Origin of the sequence: Paraburkholderia sp. GAS33, from assembly GCF_050436645.1 — a bacterium.
Taxonomy (GTDB): Bacteria; Pseudomonadota; Gammaproteobacteria; order Burkholderiales; family Burkholderiaceae; genus Paraburkholderia; species Paraburkholderia phenazinium_B.
This window is the reverse complement of the sequence record NZ_JBNDMP010000022.1, coordinates 1-18,199: the sequence shown is the minus strand read 5'-3', so window position 1 is coordinate 18,199 and position 18,199 is coordinate 1. Positions and strand designations below refer to the sequence as shown.

Genomic DNA, 18,199 nt, shown 5'->3' with positions numbered 1-18,199 from the left:
ACGCCAGTGGCGCCGCCGGTCCGCGCCTCTTGCCGGTGACGCAAGACGTCGGCGAATGCCAGGTACGCTCGCGCGGACCTTGCTATGATCGCGGGATACGTAGCGACGTACTTGAGAACACACCGGAGGGCCGCTCCCGGCCCCGACCAGGACGCAACGAAGGACGGCAACGAATATGGCAGCAGACATGGACGTCAGACAGCGCTTTTTCCCGCATACCCAGGATGAGCTGAAGGAAATCGCCTCGGACATCCTGCGTCACGCAAAGTCGCTCGGCGGCACCGACGCCGCGACTGAAATCTCCGAAGGCGACGGCCTGTCCGTCTCCGTGCGGCGTGGCGAGGTCGAGACGATCGAACACAACCGCGACAAGATGGTCGGCGTGACGGTGTTTATCGGCAACAAGCGCGGCAACGCGAGCACCTCGGACTTTTCTTCGCAGGCGTTGAAGGATACGGTTGCAGCCGCCTACAACATCGCCCGTTTCACGGCGGAAGACGACTGCGCGGGTCTCGCCGAGGCCGAACTGCTCGAAACCGCACCGCGCGACCTCGATCTGTATCATCCGTGGAATCTCACCGCCGACGAAGCGGTCGAGATCGCCCGCCGCTCCGAAGACGCAGCGTTCGCCACTGACCCGCAGATCCGCAATTCGGAAGGTGCAAGCGTCTCGGCGCAGCACTCGCAGTTCGTGCTCGCCACCTCGCGCGGTTTCCTCGCCGGCTATCCGTATTCGCGCCATTACGTGGCGTGCGCGCCGATCGCCGGCAGCGGGCGCAACATGCAGCGCGACGACTGGTACAGCTCGCAACGCAACGCGGCAGATCTGGCCGATCCGGAAGCCATCGGACGTTACGCCGCGCAGCGTGCGCTGGCGCGCATCGGTGCGCGCGGCCTCGATACCCGCAAGGTGCCCGTGCTGTTCGAAGCGCCGCTCGCGGCAGGTCTGCTCGGCGCGTTCGTGCAGGCGGTGAGCGGCGGCGCGCTGTATCGCAAGACCTCGTTCCTTGTCGACAGCCTCGGCAAGCCGGTGTTCGCGCCGCACGTGCAGGTGGTCGAGGACCCGCACGTGGCCCGCGCCATGGGCAGCGCGCCGTTCGACGAAGAAGGCGTGCGCACGAAGCAGCGTTCGGTGGTGAAAGACGGCGTGGTGGAAGGCTACTTCCTGTCTACCTACTCGGCGCGCAAGCTCGGCATGAAGACCACCGGCAACGCGGGCGGCTCGCACAACCTGAAGCTGCTCAGTTCGAAGACGCGTCCCGAGGACGATTTCGAGGCCATGCTGAAGAAGCTCGGCACCGGCCTGCTGCTGACCGAGCTGATGGGGCAGGGCGTCAACTACGTGACCGGCGACTATTCGCGCGGCGCGTCGGGCTTCTGGGTCGAAAACGGCAAGATCCAGTATCCGGTGGAAGAGATCACGGTGGCGAGCACGCTGCAGGAGATGTTCCACCATATCGTCGCGATTGGCGCGGACACGCTCGTGCGCGGCACCAAGCAGACCGGCTCGGTGCTGATCGAGCGGATGACGATTGCCGGGCAGTAAGCCAGCACGCAGTCAGTAGGGCCGCCACAGACAGAAACGCCAGAGAAGACAGCTTCTCTGGCGTTTTTTTATGCCTGCACCTCCGCGCGATTACGCCTGCGGCGGCTGCTCTCCCGCTGCCGCATCCGTGCGGCGGTACGTCACGAACGCATAGTCGAATTCGTTTGGCGCGTGAGCGCGGTGCGTCTCATGGGCTACTTCTTCCCATTCGTCCGGATCGAGCGCGGCAAAATGCGCGTCGCCGTCGAAGTCGATCGAGATTTCCGTGATGATCAGCTTGTCGGCGTGGCGCAGCCCCTCTTTGTAGAGTTCGGCGCCGCCGATCAGGAACGCTTCCGGTGCCTGGTCCTGGGCCGCGAGTTTGAGCGCATCGTCGAGATTGGTGGCCGTATCGCATCCTGCGAAGCGGCGGCCCGCATCGCGCGAGACGACGATATTGCGCCTGCCGGGCAGCGGCCTGCCGATCGATTCATGGGTCTTGCGGCCCATGATGATGGGGGCGCCCATGGTCGTGCGCTTGAAGAACGCAAGATCCTCGGGCAGGCGCCAGGGTAGCTGGTTGTCGCGGCCGATCACGCCATTGCGGGCGCGAGCGACGATCAGGGTGAGCGTCGTCATCGATTGGAGAAGGGAACGTAACCGCTCCGATTCTACCTGACGCCCACACCACCCCAGCGACAACGCCGTGCGCCGGGGCGCGGTGGCGTGCGCGGTGGACCTTCACTCGGCCGCGCGGGCGCCTTCGGCCGGCAACACCTCGTCCTCCGCACCGACCGCGTCGCGCATGCCATGCGTATCCAGCAGGCGCGACAGCGTCGCACGCGACACGCCCAGATCTACCGCCGCCTCGTTCAGACGATGCCGATGACGCAACAGCGCGGCTTCGATCGCGCGCTTCTCGGCCGATTCGCGAGCCTGCGCAAGGGTCACGCTTTCCTGCGCGGTGAAGTGGGCCAGATCCAGGTCTTCGGCCGAGATCAGCTTGTTCTCCGCCATGACGATAGCGCGGCGCACGCGATTGATCATTTCGCGCACGTTACCGGGCCAGTTGTAGGTGTACATGGCCTCGATCGCCGAGGGCGCAAAACCGCGGATCTTGCGCGCGCTGTCGGTCTTGAACTTGTGCATGATGTGATGGGCGAGGATTTCGATGTCCTTGCCGCGGGCGCGCAGCGGCGGCTCGTCGATGCGCAGCACGCACAGCCGGTGAAACAGGTCGGCGCGGAAGCGCCCGTCGCGCATCGCGGTTTCAAGGTCGATGTGAGTCGCCGAGATGATCCGCACGTCGACGGGAATCGAATCGCGGCCACCCAGCCGCTCGATCTTGCCCTCCTGCAGGAAACGCAGCAGGCTCGCCTGGCTTTCCATCGGCAGATCGCCGATTTCGTCCAGCAGCAACGTCCCGCCGTCCGCTTCTTCGACCCGTCCGATCTTGCGCTGGTTGGCGCCGGTGAAGGCGCCGCGTTCGTAGCCGAATAGTTCGGACTGCAACAGATGATGCGGAATCGCGCCGCAGTTGATGGCGATGAAAGGCGCCTTGCGGCGGCGCGAGCGTTCGTGGATGGCCAGCGCGGTGAGCTCCTTGCCGGTGCCCGATTCGCCGGAGATGAACACGCTGGCGTCGGTGTTGGCGACCTTGCGGATGGTGCGAAACAGATGCTGCATGGCTTCGCAGGTGCCAACCATTTCGTCTTCGTCGCTGGCCGGGGTGCTCTCCATCATGTCGGGATCGCACAGTGTCACCATGCCGAACGCGTGACTGACGAGGTAATCGATCGTTGCGTTGGCGACTGGCATCTTGACGTAGTCGAAACAGTAATGGCGGATCAGGCGCCGTACTTCAGGATCGGTCAGACGCTCGGAGGTGGACAGCGCAATCCAGCCGATCTGTTGCTGACGCAAGCTCGCTTCGAGGCCGCCCAGGTCGCGCGGCGCGAAGCTCGCCAGATCGACGATCCCCGCACAGACGACGTCATGCTTGATGAGGCGGCTCACCTCGTGCGCCGAACGCGCGGCCATGACGTTCCAGCCACGGCTTCGCAGATGGGCGGTGAGCGTCTCGTCAGGCGTGCGGGCGACGTAGAGCAGGGTCCGCTCGGTCTGCGCGTAGGGGCTTTTCGGCACCGCCTGAGCCGCGGCGCAGGCGTCTCGCGGCCGTCCGATGGCGGCTTCCTTCGGCCGGCCCACAGGCAGCTCCTGTGGAAGTCCCGCGGAGATTTCCTGCGGCCGTACCACAGCAGCTTCCGTCGGGCGTGCCAGAGAAAGATGCGTGCCTGAGGGCGGTGCAACACTGGTCAGATGGGATGATTCGCGCACGATCAACCTCGTATCGTTGGCACGTCAAAAAGTGTAGGGAAAGCGCACGCCGATCACGAAGTTCGGTGTGTCGGGCGTGAGCCCCACGGAGACCGAACCATTGATCGTCAGGTGCTTGTTCACTACGTGATTCAGGCCGAAAGTCAGCGCGGCAGCGGTCGTTTCGCTGCCCGGCACCTTCGAATAGGAGCCGCCAGGCGCCCTGGTCTCTGACTCCGGCTCCAATGCCATCGTGTACGACACGCTGGCCGAGTCCTTGTCCGAGAAGGCCAGCGCGGCGCCGCCGCCGAACTGCACCACGTCGCCGATCTTGACCGTCGCGGGCTCGGTCTGGCCGATGACCGAAGAGATGTCCGAGAACGAACGCGCGATGTTGTAGGTGTACGAAAGACTGCCGAACAGCACGACCGGGTCATAGGTCTTGAGGACCGACAGCCCCGCGGTGACGTTCCAGAAGCCGGTGCCGGTAGGCAGCTTGCTCGGGGCGACGAGGTTCGTGTTGTCGGCATCGACCTGCTGCAGCTTGATGCCGAACGGCGACGAACCGGTCGGCGCCTTGATGCGCAGGCTACCTACCAGGTCCGGCAGGCTGTTGGTTTCCTTGAGAAACTCGTAGTACACACCGAAGTTGACGTCGCCGATGTCACTCGAATTGGCCGACGCATCCGAGAGCGTGCTCGCTGCGCCACCGGCGCCGCCGACGATGAAGTTGCTGTGCCTGTAGATATACGGCACGTCGAGATCGACGCTCAGCCGGTCGCTGAGGCCGTAGCGGGTGTCGAGGTCCGCCATCACCTGGTGCGATTTGGTCTCGCCCAGGTTGATGTTGCCGAGGAAAATCGCATCGAGCGCGAGGAAGCCCGACAGTTGCAACTGGCGGCGATCGTAGTAGGTATCGCTGATGCCCCAGTCGAAGGTCAGCTTGTGGTCGAACAGCGGCGTGTGCTGCTGGCTCTGCACTACGGCGTCTTCCGATTGCGTGCGCACCGGCTCCGCGGCTTTCTGGGTCTGGCCGACAGCGCCTGTGCCATCGGTCGCAGGCGGCAGGCCGCCGCCGTTGCTGTTGCCGCTATCCGGCACCGGCGGATTGACCGGTACGCCGGTCGCGGTGCCCGTACCGCTGCCAGGCGCACTCGACTCGGGGTTGATCTGGGCGAGCGGCGGCAGCGGCGCCGGCAGCCCATCTGCGCCTGGCTGCTGGCCGGCGGCGATGCTGCCGTCGGCCGACGCACCGGCCCCCGGCAGGCCCCGGCCGCGCTGCGACATCTCCAGGTTCGTGACCTGTTGTTCGAGCGAATTAATCTGCTTCTGCTGTTCGCTGATCACCCGCATCAACGTGTTCAGCCGGTCCTCGACCGATTGGTCCGCGAGCGCCTGGGCGTGGGCGCCCTGTGAAAGTGCAAATAGCATAACCGCCGCAGGGATGGCCGCTAACATCACGCGCGGTGTCCCGGTCGTTGAGAATCTCATCATTTTGTGCTCCCCCGGTATTCTGACTGCGCGTCGCATATCTCCATGTGCTTCGCGCGGCCGTTCTGATACTTCGTTTTCCTACGTTTTTATCGGGTGGCGGCCCGTTTTTATCTCCTCACTGTGTTTTGCAGTGCTTGTAGTACGCCGAGCTGGCGGAGCATCGACGCCGACATCTGTTGCGTCTGCAAATGCAGTTGCAGCGCGTTGGCGACTTGCTGGTTATTGCCTGCAATCTTGAGTAGTTGGGAGATCATGCCGGCTTGTTGTGAAGTACCCGGCGCGATGGTTTGCGTGGCGATGCCCGCCGGCGTTTGCAGTGCGATCGACATGGCGCCGTTGCCGAACGTGACGCCGGCTTTCACGGAGCCACTCGCGTTGCTCGCGGAGGCTGAGGTCTGGTTGTTAAACGTGCCGGTAGACAGGGTGCTTGCCGGCGAGTTGAAGTCGATCACCGCCTGGTTGGCGCTGTTGTTGCCGTTGCCGGCGACCTGGGTGATCTGCGAGACGCCGTTGACCGTGACGTTTTGACCACCCGTGGCGCTCGCGTTGGGATTGGCCCCGCTGCCTGCGGAGGTGTTCGGGCCGATGACGACCGCGTTCGAGCTGACCTGGACGTTCGTCTGGTTAAGCGCGTTGGTCACGATCGAGAGTGCGCCCTGCGCGAGGGCGGTGGTGCCGTTCGGCAGATTCCACTGCGACAGCAGATTCACGACGACGCCGGAGATGACGTCGCCACCGATGCCTTTGCCGCTTTGCGAGGCGAGGACGTCGTCGTCGACGGGTTGCAGATTGACGGCGGCGGTGTCTTCAACGATAGAGAGGGCCGTCGCCTCGGCAGCCTGGGCGACGGACGCAAGACCACACGTTGCGAAACACAACGCGCAGCCGATAGTGATTAGGTTTCGTTCCATGACGAGTCAGAACAACTCTGCCTTGATCAGCCCATATTCAACAAAGGGAGTCGCTGCCGTACCGTCTTCCAGCGCACGTTCGCGCAGTTTGAGCGCGAGCGACTCGTTGCCTTGCAAGAGCGGAGAATCCTCCATAAATGGCTTGCCGACGACCGCGAATACGAGGCCGTTCCACTTCGAGACGAAGTCGCTTTCCATGACGATGCGGTTGCCCAGTGCAGGGTCGGCCACAAAGATGCGGCCATCTTCCGCGTGCTTGACGATCACGAAGTGTTCGTAGCCGTCGCTGTTCATCAGCACGATCACGGGAATCTGCAGGTGGTAAAGCGCTTCGGGAGCAACCCGGAAGCCGCGGCCGCGCAGGCCGATCGTCTCGACGAACTTCTTCATGTCGAGCATCGAGAAGCCGTTTTTCACCACCACTTCCGGTTTCGAGAAAACCATCATGCGGCGGATCATTTCGGTCTCCGGAATGTCGATGCCGTAGCCGAACTTGAGCAACGTAGCGAGCGCAGCGGAGCCGCAGCTATAGTCGTAGCGCTGGGAGACGATGTGGTTGTAGCGGAGATCGCGGATCGAATGCACGTTCATGTCGAACGGCACACCCGCAGCGGCATACATGTTGAGCGCACTCTGGGCGTGACCCGGCTGTGACAGCCCAAGTCCGGCGAACAATGCCAGAAAGAGACAATGCGTTACCCTGCTCACCCCGAACATGGTCATTCCCCCTGCGGAGACAGTCGGCCAGCCCGAAGGCTGACCGTTGTCTTCCTGCGTTGATGCTCTTGTTACTAGTGCGACACGCTGGCGACTGCGAGGCCGTTGTGTTGCAGGTTGCCTACCCCCGACGCGATGTTCACGCCGATGTTGCCTGTTGCGTTGGCGAGAGCGCCGGCGCCGAGCGTGGCCGAGCCGGTGAACTGGCCGTTGACCATGGCGTCTGCGGTCTGGCAGTTCTGGTCGCTGGCGATCGCTTCGCCGCCGCTGCCCCAGTGGTTGCTGGCGCTGGTCGTGGTGGCCGAAGCTGCGAGGCTGTTGTTCTGCACGTTGCCCAGACCCGATGCCACGTTCACGCCAATGTTGCCGGTTGCATCTGCGAGCGCGCCTGCGCCGACGGAGGAGACGAAGTTGAAGTCACCTACCTTGGCCGAGCCGCCCGATGCCTGCGTCGAGTAGATCTGCGCGGTGCCGAATACCGGACCCACATCCATGTTCGACAGCGCGGCGTCGTTGGACTGCGCGTTGTCGACACCGGTTGCGATGTTGACGCCGACGTTGCCGCTCGTCGTTTGCAGCGCGTTGTTGCCGATGCCAGCCGACATTTCCGTCGGTGTTTCGGTGTTGATGTGCTGGGTCACGCTGCCCGTTACCGAGATGTTGCCGGCGTTGTCGGAGTAGTTATGCGTCCAGCCATAAGCGTGGCTGCCTTCCGACACGCTGGCGGATTCCCTGCTGCCGCTGCCGCTGTAGGTCTGCGTAGCCGTGCTCATGCTGTTGGCTGCGTAGCCGCCGTAGGCGACGCCGTAGCCCGCTGCTGCGCCGGCGAAGCCGCCGCCGTAGTTGTCCGAGACGTGCGTGTTGAGCGCCGCGGCAAAGCCTGCTGCCAGTCCGCCGACGATCACGCCGCCGCCACCGCCGATACCGGCGATCAGGCCGGCTGCGAGGAAGCCGTTTGCAGAAGCATGCGTGTTCGCGTAGTTGTAGCCCTGATAACCCGCTGCGATACCCGTCGCGAAGCCGCCGCCAGCAACAAACCCGGCGCTCGACGAGGCCGTCTTCGTCTGCGTGTTGGTCTTGTTGTACTGGTAAGCGCTAGCGTTGTACGACTGGCTGGCGCCCCAGCCGCTGCCGCCGCCGCTGGCGTTGTTCCAGGTATTCGACGTGTCGATGGACGTCGTCACATGGCCGGAGGTGTAGCTTTGCGGCGGTGTCTTCATGTTCACGCCGGAGATGCTGACGTTCTGCGTGTTGTTGACGGTGGCGCCCGAGCTGCTGTTGACGTCGACGCGGCCGCGCAGCTGGATGAAGCCGAATTCGCCGATGTCGGTATAGATGTCGGTTGCGGTAAACAGCTCAGCCGGGTCGCAGCCGGCCGTGCATTCTGCGTAGGCCGAGCTGGCTGCCAACGTCGACAGAACAGCCGCTGCAATGAGAGTGCGCTTCATGATGACGCTCCGATAAAGGGTGTGGCTCGTTAGAAAAAGGTGCCCGCCGGGGGACGGAGCACAAAACTGTTTGAACTGACATTGCCTGTACCGGCTGCCTGGTTGATCTGGACGATTCCACTGACGTTCTTGAGCGCATCCGCACCGATGGATACCTCGCGCGCGTCGTGGTTTTGAGCAGAACCAACCGAACCGCCGTTTTTGGCCGTCGTAGCGGATAGCACCCCATCCGCTACGATCTCCCCTTCAACCGGAGCAGCACCGATCAAGGCGCTGTTCCGCTGAAGATTCCCTACACCCGCCGACTGATTCACTTCGATAAGGCCAGAGGTGTTTGAAAATGCGTTACTGCCGATATCGCTGCGCGCTGCCGTCGTCTTCGCATTCGTCGACGCGCTCTGCGAGCTGCTGATCAGATTGAGCGGCACCTGTCCGCCCGTAATCACGCCCTGATTGGCTTGCGCGTTGTCGAGACCCGCGGCCTCGTTGATCGCTACGACGCCTGTGGCGCCGTTCGCCACACCGCTGCCGATCAGCGACTGCAGATCGCTCAACTGGGCCGGCACCCCTTGCGCCTGAGCGGCGCAGCTGACGCAGCCGAACAGCGCGAGGGCGACCACTGGACGCAACAGGGGCTGGCGTGACGGCAACGTGTTCATGAACGGGGCGCGCGTCGCTTTCATTTCATTGCTCCCATTGCTGCGCCGAGCGGTGCAAGCGCGCCAGTGACCGTTTGTGCAATCGAGCCGCCGATTCCGCCGATGCCGCCGAGGCTGGCGCCGGCTCCCACCGGGATGCCGCTGCCGGCAACCGTGCCGTTGCCGGCGAGCAGATGTTCGATCCCGTTGGAGCCGACCAGCGCCGGCATGAAGCTGCCGCCGGTGACGCCGGAAGTGCCGTGCGCCCGGGTCAGATCGGTGTCGCTCACCATTGCGCCCATCGCCGAATCGAAGGCGCCGGTCGGGAACGTCTGGACCTGCACGGCGATCGGGTCGTCCGCCTTCGGCACTGGCACGAACGCATCGCGCGGCGTGACCGTGCTCTGGATGATCAGGTTGCCCGGAGCGTCCGCTACCTGCGCTGCGGCCGGAATCGCGGCGCCGGCCGCGAGGCCGCTCACCAGCACGCAGACGAGCGCGGTGCGGGAGTTGCCGGGGCGGTGCTGGCGGGTCATCTGGGTTGAGGCGTTCATGTCGGTTCCTTGCTGGCGGGGTGCGGACGCACGTCGCTCAACTAGTTGCGCTGATAGGTCGTGACGTTGCCCTGGGCCGAGCGGGCTACGTCGACGGGAATCGGCATCGGCGACGGCGGGGCGATTTCGTCCCACAGCGTCACGTGGTTGCCGCCGCTGGCGTTGCCATGCATCAGCTGTGGCGTCGCAGCCACCATCAGCATCCCGCCGAAACCGCCGCGTTGTTGCGACAACGCCTGATCGTCCAGCGCCAGATCATTGGCCGTGGTCGCGGCGGCCGGGATGCTCAGCGGGTCGCCTGCGAGATCGCTAACGGGTGCAGCGGTATTCGCGGTGTTGGCTGAGGGATCGGTCGCGGTAGCTGCTGAGGTAGTTGCCGCGGTATTGGCCGAGGTAGTTGCGGTATCTGCCGTGTCGCTCACCGCGGTATCCGGGACCGCCACCGCTGCGGGCGTCACGCTCGCGAGGGTGACGGATCCGGTATCGGGAGAACTGGCGGTGATGGGTTCCTGTGCATTGACGCCTGGGGGCAGCGCTGTGAGTAGCAGCGCGGCGCATATTGCTGCGGGCTGCTGGAAGTGGCGCAAGTCGATGCGGAAAGCGAGTCGCATGATGTGTCTCCTTGGTGCGAGACTTTTAGCGAAACATGTGCCATGAGGCTCAACCCGTTGATGCGATTGGGTGCAGGGCAGGGCGTGCAGAGCCACCAGGCAAAAAGGAGGCAAAAATGTTTCAGCCCTGAAACGGGCGGCAGGAAATACCGATAATTCGCATTTGAGGCCCGTACCCAAAGGCTCAGGGTAGATACGTAGCCAACCAGTCTGGAAACGTTTTATTCAAAATGTTCAGACTTGTGGAATGCCCGTCCAGCCTTGCTGGGCGGTAGAGGGCGCGATTAAATTCGCATATTTGTTTTCGAAGCGGCGCGCGTATAGTAAGCTCTCGAAAACAGAGTCACATTTAAAAAAAGCCTGAAGCTGGGCCGTCTCAATCACACACGCCGCTTTTCGGGGATCAGCTGTCCGCACGGAATGGAATGGCCGTTCGGTATTTGCTACGTGCGAATCCCGAGCTGAGTCAATGTGTCTGAAACAAGTTCAGGCGCGTGCCGTCATCCTTAACGTTCGTTGACGAGAGGATCTGAATAATGGAACCCGCAACGCGGCAACTGATTTACGTTTCGCGTGACCCTAGCGCGGAATTGAATACCAGGTTTCACCAACGGGGCTGGAACGTCGAAGTCGTCGGTTCGGCGCGCGACGTGCGCCGTGCCGTTCGCGCCGGAATGGCAGCGGGCGGTTTGCTTGACCTGTCGAGTCATTTCCAGCAGCACGAGATTGCTGCGTTCGAATCGTGCCTGACGATGCCGAACGTGGGCTGGGTCGCCGCAACCATGCCCGGTCAATTGCAGGACGCAGCGCTGCGCCGGCTGGTGCGCGACTACTGTTTCGATTACGTGACGGTGCCTTATTCGGGCGACAGGATTGTCGACTCGGTAGGCCACGCCTACGGCATGATCTCGCTTGGCGAACCCGCTTCAAACGACGGTACGCCGAGCGGCACGGAAGGCGAAATGGTCGGTTCGTGCGATGCCATGCTTGCGCTGTTCCGCTCCATCCGCAAGGTCGCGATGACCGATGCTCCGGTGTTTATCTCGGGTGAGTCCGGTACCGGCAAGGAACTGACGGCAGTGGCGATCCATGAGCGTTCGTCGCGCCGCGGCGCGCCGTTCGTGCCGATCAACTGCGGCGCAATTCCTCCGCATCTGCTGCAGTCCGAACTGTTCGGCTATGAGCGTGGCGCCTTTACGGGGGCCAATCAACGCAAGATCGGCCGGGTCGAAGCGGCGAACGGCGGCACCCTGTTCCTCGATGAAATCGGCGATCTGCCGCTCGAAAGCCAGGCGAGCCTGCTGCGCTTTCTGCAGGAGCGCAAGGTGGAGCGCCTCGGCGGTCATGGCGCGATCGACGTCGATGTGCGCATCATCTCGGCGACTCACGTCGATATGAACGCGGCGATGATCGAAGGACGTTTCCGCTCGGACCTGTACCACCGTCTGTGCGTGCTACAAATCGACGAACCGCCGTTGCGTGCACGTGGTAAGGATATCGAACTACTTGCGCGGCACATGCTGGACCGCTTCAAAAAGGATGCAAGCCGCCGTTTGCGAGGCTTCGCGCCCGATGCGATCGCAGCGCTGCACAACTACAGCTGGCCGGGCAATGTGCGCGAACTGATCAACCGGGTGCGGCGTGCCATCGTCATGTCGGAAGGGCGCGCGATCACGGCCCGCGATCTCGAACTCGCGGAGTATGTGGAGATCGTGCCGGTGTCGCTCGCGCAGGCGCGCGAAGCGGCGGAGCGTCAGGCTATCGAACTGGCGTTGCTGCGTCACCGCGGCCGCCTTGGCGATGCGGCGCAGGAACTGGGTATCTCGCGGGTGACGCTGTACCGCCTGCTGTGCGCGCACGGGATGCGTCATATGGAAGGCGAGCCGATCGTGCCGCATGGCGAGCCGGCCTCGGTGCCGCATATCTGACCGGGCGGGACCTGAGTCGGACCTCGACGGGACTTCAGCGGGACGTGAGCGGGCTTGGCTTGCTAGAATCGGGTTTTGACGTAAAAACTCCCAGGCGCCCGGCGCCGGGCCGAAGGAACCCGAATGAAACAATACCTCGACCTCGTCCGCTCGATTCTCGATACCGGCACGTGGCAGGAGAACCGCACCGGCATCCGCACTATCAGCATGCCGGGCGCGATGCTGCGCTTCGACCTCCAGCAGGGTTTCCCCGCCGTCACCACCAAAAAACTGGCGTTTAAATCGGCGATTGGCGAGCTGGTCGGGTTCCTGCGCGCTTCGCGCAGCGCCGCGGACTTTCGCGATCTCGGCTGCAAGGTGTGGGACGCGAACGCCAATCAGAATCCCCAATGGCTGGCTAATCCGTATCGTGAGGGCCCTGACGACCTGGGCGACGTCTATGGCGTGCAATGGCGCAAGTGGCCCGCATACAAGGTGCTGGACGCATCGGCAAGCGAACGGATAGCGGATGCGACCGGGCGCGGCTACCGGGTCGTCACCGAGTTCGAGGAAGACGGCGGCCGCAAGGTGCTGCTGTACAAGGCAATTGACCAGTTACGGCAGTGCCTCGACACGATCATGCAGAACCCGGCCGACCGGCGCATTCTGTTCCACGGCTGGAATCCTGCCGTGCTCGAAGAAATCGCGCTGCCGGCGTGTCATTTGCTGTACCAGTTCCTGCCCAATGCGGCGCGCCGCGAAATCTCGCTGTGCCTGTACATCCGTAGTAACGATGTGGGTCTTGGCACACCGTTCAATCTGACCGAGGGTGCAGCCCTGCTGCATCTGGTCGGACGGTTGACGGGCTATACGCCGCGCTGGTTCACGTACTTTATCGGCGACGCGCATATCTACGAAAACCAGCTCGATATGCTGCAGCGACAACTCGCGCGCGAGCCTTATGAGAGCCCGCAACTGGCGATTGACGAGCGCGTGCCGGACTATGCTGAAACCGGGGTGTACGAACCCGAGTGGCTCGAGAAGATCGAGCCGGCGGATTTCTCGCTGGTTGGTTATCGACATCACGAGCCGTTGACCGCGCCAATGGCAGTTTGATTCTCACGTCGCACTGCTTTGGCGGCGCGCTGCGGTAATAAAAAGCCCACGCAGAAATAATCCTGCGTGGGCTTTTTGTTTTGCGGCGGCGGGACCGCGGGTTTAAAGGTGATGAATAGCGTTAGTGCGTTTACTACCGAGCGTCCGATTAATTCCGCTCGCTAGTCTGGTTCAGATCCATTCCTGTCGTTAGCCCTTGCGATGCTCCTCGTGGCCGCCGTTATTGGAATGCTGCTCGGGATGCGGCTGAGGCCGCTGAGCCTGCTGCGCCGGACGCGGTTCGGGACGCGGTTGCTGTGCCTGCTGCGGGCGAGGCTCCTGGCGCGGTGCCGGTTGTGGGCGCGGTTCCTGGCGTGGCGCCTGCTGGGCCTGTTGCGGATGATATTCCTGACGCGGTTGTGCTTGCGGCTGCGGACGAGGCTCTTCGCGCGGTGCCTGCTGGGCTTGTTGCGGGTGATATTCCTGACGAGGCTGAGCTTGCGCTTGAGGCTGCGGGCGGGGCTCTTCTCGAGGAGCCTGTTGAGCCACCGGCGGATGAAATTCCGCGGCGCGCGCCTGCTGTTGCGGCTGCGCTTGCACATCTGCCGCCGGTGCGTGCGGTTCCCGTCCGGCCGGTTCAGGCACGCGAGCAGCCATCGCCGGATTTTCGCCCGGATGCGGCACGCCGTGCTGCTGCTCGCCCTGCTGCACGGCGATGGCACCCGGCTGCTGCCGGTTCGGCGCTTCGCCTTGCGGTGTGAACGGCTGACGGCCCGCCTCCTGCTGCGGTGCGCCGTGCGCCTGCGCCTGTTGGGCCTGCTGTGCCATCGGCGTATGCGGCTGCGTCCACGCGGGTTCGTGACGACCCTCGGCCGTGGCCTGTTGAGCCGTTACCGGGCCGCCTGCGCCGTGCTGCCCGAAGCCGTTTGGATTGACACCGGCAGCCTGCGGCGGGCGCGGCACGCCATTGTTCGGCTGCGGACGTTCATTTGCCAACTGGGCAGGCCCCCCCGGTGTACCCGGAGCGCCGGCCCGAGCCTGCTCAGGCGCGCCGTGCGGCGCTTGTCCACCGTTCGCCGGATTCGGACCGCCAGCAAACGGACGTGCGCCGTTCGCTGCAGGCTCACCCGGTCGCGGCGCGCCGCCCTCCGGGACGCGCGGCGCAGCACCCGCAGCCATCCGCGGCGAATTGGCCTGCACCACCCGGACGTTCTGCATGGCCGCCGCCGCGGCGGGTGCGCCGTGTGCCGCAGCGCCAGCAAAATGCGCCGGCACCGAAGTGCGCACGACCGGCGCGCCGGCGCCAGGCACCTGGCCGCCGCCTTGGGCGAAACGTTGCGCGAGCGTGTCGCGATAGGCGGCCGGTACGGCCGGGCTGCGCGTGGCTACCACCGGGCGTGCCGTCACAGCTGCGGGCGGCCGGTAGTTGGCGTTACGCATGCCGGAGCCGAAGCTCTGACGTACCGGCGCGATCCCCGGGCTGCCCGGGTTGATCTGCGCGTTGCGCCACTGCGCCGGATCGACCTTCTGCGCAAACCGGCCAGTCGGCTGGCCATGCACAAAGGCAGTCGCCGGCACGGCCGTGACACCGCCCGGTGCACGGTAGTTGATGTAGGTGTTGTGAATGTTGTTGATGTTCGTCACGTTATTGATGTTCGTGACGTTCACATGGTTGTAGTTGTTCACGCGGTTGTAGTAGCCGGGACTCCAGCCGCCTCCACGCGGATGCCAAGCCTCACCGGGACCGAGCGGGAACCATGCGACGCCCGCCGCGGCCACACCGCCGACCGCCAGACTCACGCCCCAGTCGAACGAACCGCCGCCCCCGCCGACGAAGCCGACCAGCGCCGGCGCATACACCGGCGGCGCATCGACGACGACCGGGCCGGGCACCCACGCCCACGAGTCGTCGACGTAGGCCCAACGGCCGTAGTGGTACGGCGCGAAGCCCCACGGCGCGTCGTCGACCCAGGTCCAGCCCCACGGCGCCTGCCAGACCCAATGGCCGTCGTGATAAGGCGCCCAGCCGGCCGGCACTGCATTTGGCGTCCACACCTCGCCGTACTGCGGGCTGCTGCGCCATGTGCCGTTGGCATCGAGATCCTCATAACCAGGCACGTCGCGCGAGACGTAGCGGGCCGACACCGAGCGGTCTTCTTCGGCATCGCGACTGGCGGCCCACTGATCGAAGCCGTCGAGCCCCGGCGCGCCGGTGTCCGCCACCTGCTGCAGCGCGGTACCGGCAAAGCGGATCTGCTGGCCGGCGGCGATCTGCACCTGACCGTTGTCGCCATACACAGTGGCGGCGCCGCCGCGCACGGTGACGGTCGTGCTGCTGCCGTCGGGCGCGACGTCGACACGGTAGTCGCCGGGAGCGGTGATGCCAAGCGCGAGATTCGGCGTATCGATCTCATACGTCGAGCCCGGCGCCAGTTCCCGCACGCGGGTCGACAGCGTGCCCTGCGCGACTTTCAGCTGCGCGTTGGAGTCGTCGAGATTGAGGATATCAAGGCTGGTCGAATCGCCGAGTCGCACCGCGGTCGAGCCGATGTGCATTTCCGCGCGTGCGTTCTGGTCGTCCCAGAGCTGGTCGCCGGTGGTGAGCGGACGGTTGATCTGCGCGTAGGACCAGTCGGTGGCACCGGCAGGCTCGGTCGTCACGGCACCGGAGGTGTAGTTCAGGCGGGCGACGCGGCCCGGCGGATCGGTATTGCCGGTGCTCTGGGCCGCGCCAGGCGCGTTTTCCGGAGGAGGGGCTTCCTGGGCGAGGACGGTCTGGGCTGCGAGCGTCAAGACTGCGGCTGCTATCAGCGTATAACCGCGGGTATAAACGGTGACGCGGCGCGTTGTACGTTGTTCGGTGCTGATCGTTTTCATGTTGTCTCTCTAACGGACACTCGGTGGTTGCATCCGTGAAAGAACTTTAGCGTTGTGGCATGTTTCAAGGCGTCCGCATTTGTAAGCCTCCTTACCAGCCGTGTAACAAAAAATCCTGCCGGTCCGGTTGTGCCGGAAACGGCGGCTATGACCCGACCGCACCTGGCCGGGCGGCGCTCAGTTCGTCAGGAACTCGTTGAAGTGCTGGTGACCAGCCGGTGTGATCCGAAGGATGCGCGGCCGCTCGGTGCGCTCCACCCAGCCGTGCGTCGACCAGGCATCGAGTAAGGCCGCGCCGAGTGCGCCACCGAGGTGTGGGCGCCGCTCGCTCCAGTCCGGGCAGGTGCAGGCGAAACGTCGGCGGCGGCTGCGCTGGCCGGTGACGTCGATACCCCAGCGGGCGAGTTGAGCCGCCCCCCTGGCGGTGGCGTCGAGCGTATTGCCGTGCAGGGTCAGGAGGTCGTGGCTCAGCATCCGCTCGAACAGTTGCACGGACAGTTCGCCCGCCATGTGGTCGTAGCAGGTGCGTGCGTAACGCATGTCGACGGGGACCGTGCGGGCCGGACGCGGTGTCACGCGCAGCGGTGCGCTCGCCTGTGCCACGTTGGCAAGCGCTTCGATGGAGGCGGCGATGTCGGGTGAGGCAATCCGGAAGTAGCGATGTCGCCCGCGTACCTCGACGGTCAGCAGACCGCCCTCGGTGAGGCGGGCAAGATGCGCGCTGGCGGCCGACGGCGAAAGACCTGCCACCATCGTCAATTCGCCGGCCGGGCGCGCACTGCCGTCCATCAGCGCCCATAGCATGGCGGCGCGGCCGGGATCGGCGAGCAGCGCGCCGATCCGGCTGAGGCCTGGAAAGTGATTCTGTTCGTCAGAAAGCTGGGCAGTCATGTGAATCTCCCGGTACGGCGCAGGCGAGCGTTCGCCAACGTCTTCACTATAGCGGGAGGCTGCATTCGATGTTTCGGCCTGGCGTGAAGCGTCGAATGCAGCTTGCACTCGCCAGCCTGCCGGGGCGTTTGTGCGCGGCTTCGCCGAGCCAGGCTAGAATCAAAGCCCGACTTCGAGAAAAGCGCCGTCATGAAGCTCCTGCTTGCCATCGCCGTTACCGTGCTTTTGTGCGCCGCCTGTGCGCAGGGTGGCGCGGCATCGTCGGGCGCGGGTTCGGGCAGCATCGATATGTACGGCACGATCGATGAAGGAATTTCTTATCACAAATGAAACATCGTGTCGGCGTAGAACGCCATTTTGGCGGAAATCGACTTGACTTTGTGGCGTCCGCTGACTTCCTCCTGTAACGATCAATCCGGGGAAAATGCTGCGCCGCATCTCGCAAGCAGACCCTTTTGTCTGCGGCAAAACATAGTTACCGACCCTCGCCGCGTCACACAGTCAAAATTGCGCTCGTATAATCGGCTCCTTTAGAAACATTCGTTTGCCCGGAGTCAAGATGAGCACCCCTGTTGCTGCGCCGCTGGACCGTTCGGAAACTACCTTCCGCTTTCTCGCCGAGCCCACCTCGGTCAACTTCGGCGGCAAGGTGCACGGCGGTGCACTGATGAAATGGATCGACGAAACCGCCTACGCGTGTGCCGCGGTCTGGTCCGGACGTTATTGCGTGACGGTCAGCGTCGGCAATATCCGCTTCCGCCGGCCGATTCTCGTCGGCAATCTGGTCGAACTGCGCGCGCGCGTGGTTCACACGGGGCGCACCAGCATGCACATCCACGTATCAGTGCAGGCGGGGGATCCGAAGGGCGGCGAACTGATGCAGACCACCGATTGTCTGGTCGTGATGGTGGCGGTCAACGAGAATGGCCACCCGGTTCCGGTGCCGGCCTATCTGGCGGAAAACGAGGAGCAGAAGCGTCTGGCCAAGTACGCGCTGGATGTGAAAGAGGCGCTCGACGCGATCGTCGAACTGAAGCCGGACGAAGTGGCGCAGGGCAAGATTTAAGCGGCAACGAACAAAAGCGCCGTGGCCGGTGCGGGTAACCGGCCGGCGCGTTTTTGAAAAGTGTGGCGGTGGGCAGGAAAGGGGGTAGGTCAGCACGAAAACCCGTTGCAGGCAGGCCGGTAAGCGGGCTGGGCGCCCGCACTCAAACC

The 18,199-nt window shown here is 64.2% G+C and carries 16 protein-coding genes; 5 read left to right on the top strand and 11 right to left on the bottom strand.

Features of this window, described 5'->3' with window-relative positions; translation table 11 throughout:
• Nucleotides 1-175 precede the first annotated feature (175 nt).
• Nucleotides 176-1,546 (top strand): metalloprotease PmbA, encoded by a 1,371-nt coding sequence (gene pmbA / locus P3T24_RS36825; protein WP_429441674.1) that lies wholly within the window; start codon nucleotides 176-178, stop codon nucleotides 1,544-1,546.
• A 90-nt stretch (nucleotides 1,547-1,636) separates the two neighbouring features.
• On the opposite strand, the gene P3T24_RS36820 is transcribed toward pmbA, so the two are convergent.
• The 9 genes from P3T24_RS36820 to P3T24_RS36780 all read right to left on the bottom strand — a co-directional run bounded on the left by P3T24_RS36820 (nucleotide 1,637) and on the right by P3T24_RS36780 (nucleotide 10,214).
• Complete coding sequence (locus P3T24_RS36820) at nucleotides 1,637-2,164, bottom strand: dihydrofolate reductase (RefSeq protein ID WP_429403976.1); 528 nt, start codon at nucleotides 2,162-2,164, stop codon at nucleotides 1,637-1,639.
• A 102-nt stretch (nucleotides 2,165-2,266) separates the two neighbouring features.
• Nucleotides 2,267-3,862, bottom strand: a complete 1,596-nt coding sequence (locus tag P3T24_RS36815) for a sigma 54-interacting transcriptional regulator (protein WP_429441672.1) — start codon at nucleotides 3,860-3,862, stop codon at nucleotides 2,267-2,269.
• A 24-nt stretch (nucleotides 3,863-3,886) separates the two neighbouring features.
• A complete protein-coding gene (locus P3T24_RS36810; protein WP_074263799.1) occupies nucleotides 3,887-5,335 on the bottom strand; it encodes a hypothetical protein in 1,449 nt (482 codons plus the stop codon).
• A gap of 107 nt (nucleotides 5,336-5,442) precedes the next feature.
• Nucleotides 5,443-6,246, bottom strand: coding sequence for a peptidase C39 (locus P3T24_RS36805; protein ID WP_429441670.1), 804 nt, complete (start codon nucleotides 6,244-6,246; stop codon nucleotides 5,443-5,445).
• 6 nt (nucleotides 6,247-6,252) lie between these two features.
• Complete coding sequence (locus P3T24_RS36800) at nucleotides 6,253-6,867, bottom strand: C39 family peptidase (RefSeq protein ID WP_254368888.1); 615 nt, start codon at nucleotides 6,865-6,867, stop codon at nucleotides 6,253-6,255.
• A gap of 170 nt (nucleotides 6,868-7,037) precedes the next feature.
• Entirely contained in the window at nucleotides 7,038-8,411 is a 1,374-nt protein-coding gene (locus P3T24_RS36795) for a hypothetical protein (RefSeq protein WP_074263801.1), read from the bottom strand.
• A 29-nt stretch (nucleotides 8,412-8,440) separates the two neighbouring features.
• Nucleotides 8,441-9,094 carry a hypothetical protein gene (locus tag P3T24_RS36790; RefSeq protein WP_429441668.1) on the bottom strand — a complete coding sequence of 218 codons (654 nt, stop codon included), beginning with the start codon at nucleotides 9,092-9,094 and terminating at the stop codon, nucleotides 8,441-8,443.
• Nucleotides 9,091-9,603 (bottom strand): hypothetical protein, encoded by a 513-nt coding sequence (locus P3T24_RS36785; RefSeq protein ID WP_083611365.1) that lies wholly within the window; start codon nucleotides 9,601-9,603, stop codon nucleotides 9,091-9,093. Before P3T24_RS36785 ends, P3T24_RS36790 begins: the two co-directional genes overlap by 4 nt.
• A 41-nt stretch (nucleotides 9,604-9,644) precedes the next feature.
• Nucleotides 9,645-10,214, bottom strand: a complete 570-nt coding sequence (locus tag P3T24_RS36780) for a hypothetical protein (protein WP_429441666.1) — start codon at nucleotides 10,212-10,214, stop codon at nucleotides 9,645-9,647.
• 536 nt (nucleotides 10,215-10,750) lie between these two features.
• On the opposite strand from P3T24_RS36780, the gene P3T24_RS36775 reads away from it, so the two are divergent.
• Nucleotides 10,751-12,142 (top strand): sigma-54 dependent transcriptional regulator, encoded by a 1,392-nt coding sequence (locus P3T24_RS36775; RefSeq protein WP_074263803.1) that lies wholly within the window; start codon nucleotides 10,751-10,753, stop codon nucleotides 12,140-12,142.
• 123 nt (nucleotides 12,143-12,265) lie between these two features.
• Complete coding sequence (locus P3T24_RS36770; RefSeq protein WP_429403986.1) at nucleotides 12,266-13,237, top strand: thymidylate synthase; 972 nt, start codon at nucleotides 12,266-12,268, stop codon at nucleotides 13,235-13,237.
• 189 nt (nucleotides 13,238-13,426) lie between these two features.
• Here P3T24_RS36770 and P3T24_RS36765 read toward each other — a convergent pair whose 3' ends face one another.
• Nucleotides 13,427-16,093, bottom strand: coding sequence for a DUF6600 domain-containing protein (locus P3T24_RS36765; protein WP_429441665.1), 2,667 nt, complete (start codon nucleotides 16,091-16,093; stop codon nucleotides 13,427-13,429).
• Between the two features lie 177 nt (nucleotides 16,094-16,270).
• A complete protein-coding gene (locus P3T24_RS36760) occupies nucleotides 16,271-16,984 on the bottom strand; it encodes an ArsR/SmtB family transcription factor (protein WP_429441663.1) in 714 nt (237 codons plus the stop codon).
• 189 nt (nucleotides 16,985-17,173) lie between these two features.
• On the opposite strand from P3T24_RS36760, the gene P3T24_RS36755 reads away from it, so the two are divergent.
• Nucleotides 17,174-17,314: a hypothetical protein gene (locus tag P3T24_RS36755; RefSeq protein ID WP_167379375.1), complete on the top strand. Its 141-nt coding sequence runs from the start codon at nucleotides 17,174-17,176 to the stop codon at nucleotides 17,312-17,314.
• Between the two features lie 229 nt (nucleotides 17,315-17,543).
• Entirely contained in the window at nucleotides 17,544-18,050 is a 507-nt protein-coding gene (locus tag P3T24_RS36750; RefSeq protein ID WP_074263806.1) for an acyl-CoA thioesterase, read from the top strand.
• The last annotated feature ends 149 nt before the right edge of the window (nucleotides 18,051-18,199 follow it).

Bases quoted from the DNA above. Each gene is read 5' to 3' on its own strand.
- pmbA (WP_429441674.1), top strand. From the start codon at position 176: ATGGCAGCAGACATGGACGTCAGACAGCGCTTTTTCCCGCATACCCAG.
- P3T24_RS36820 (WP_429403976.1), bottom strand. From the start codon at position 2,164: ATGACGACGCTCACCCTGATCGTCGCTCGCGCCCGCAATGGCGTGATC.
- P3T24_RS36810 (WP_074263799.1), bottom strand. From the start codon at position 5,335: ATGATGAGATTCTCAACGACCGGGACACCGCGCGTGATGTTAGCGGCC.
- P3T24_RS36805 (WP_429441670.1), bottom strand. From the start codon at position 6,246: ATGGAACGAAACCTAATCACTATCGGCTGCGCGTTGTGTTTCGCAACG.
- P3T24_RS36800 (WP_254368888.1), bottom strand. From the start codon at position 6,867: ATGTATGCCGCTGCGGGTGTGCCGTTCGACATGAACGTGCATTCGATC.
- P3T24_RS36795 (WP_074263801.1), bottom strand. From the start codon at position 8,411: ATGAAGCGCACTCTCATTGCAGCGGCTGTTCTGTCGACGTTGGCAGCC.
- P3T24_RS36790 (WP_429441668.1), bottom strand. From the start codon at position 9,094: ATGAAAGCGACGCGCGCCCCGTTCATGAACACGTTGCCGTCACGCCAG.
- P3T24_RS36785 (WP_083611365.1), bottom strand. From the start codon at position 9,603: ATGAACGCCTCAACCCAGATGACCCGCCAGCACCGCCCCGGCAACTCC.
- P3T24_RS36780 (WP_429441666.1), bottom strand. From the start codon at position 10,214: ATGCGACTCGCTTTCCGCATCGACTTGCGCCACTTCCAGCAGCCCGCA.
- P3T24_RS36775 (WP_074263803.1), top strand. From the start codon at position 10,751: ATGGAACCCGCAACGCGGCAACTGATTTACGTTTCGCGTGACCCTAGC.
- P3T24_RS36770 (WP_429403986.1), top strand. From the start codon at position 12,266: ATGAAACAATACCTCGACCTCGTCCGCTCGATTCTCGATACCGGCACG.
- P3T24_RS36765 (WP_429441665.1), bottom strand. From the start codon at position 16,093: ATGAAAACGATCAGCACCGAACAACGTACAACGCGCCGCGTCACCGTT.
- P3T24_RS36760 (WP_429441663.1), bottom strand. From the start codon at position 16,984: ATGACTGCCCAGCTTTCTGACGAACAGAATCACTTTCCAGGCCTCAGC.
- P3T24_RS36755 (WP_167379375.1), top strand. From the start codon at position 17,174: ATGAAGCTCCTGCTTGCCATCGCCGTTACCGTGCTTTTGTGCGCCGCC.
- P3T24_RS36750 (WP_074263806.1), top strand. From the start codon at position 17,544: ATGAGCACCCCTGTTGCTGCGCCGCTGGACCGTTCGGAAACTACCTTC.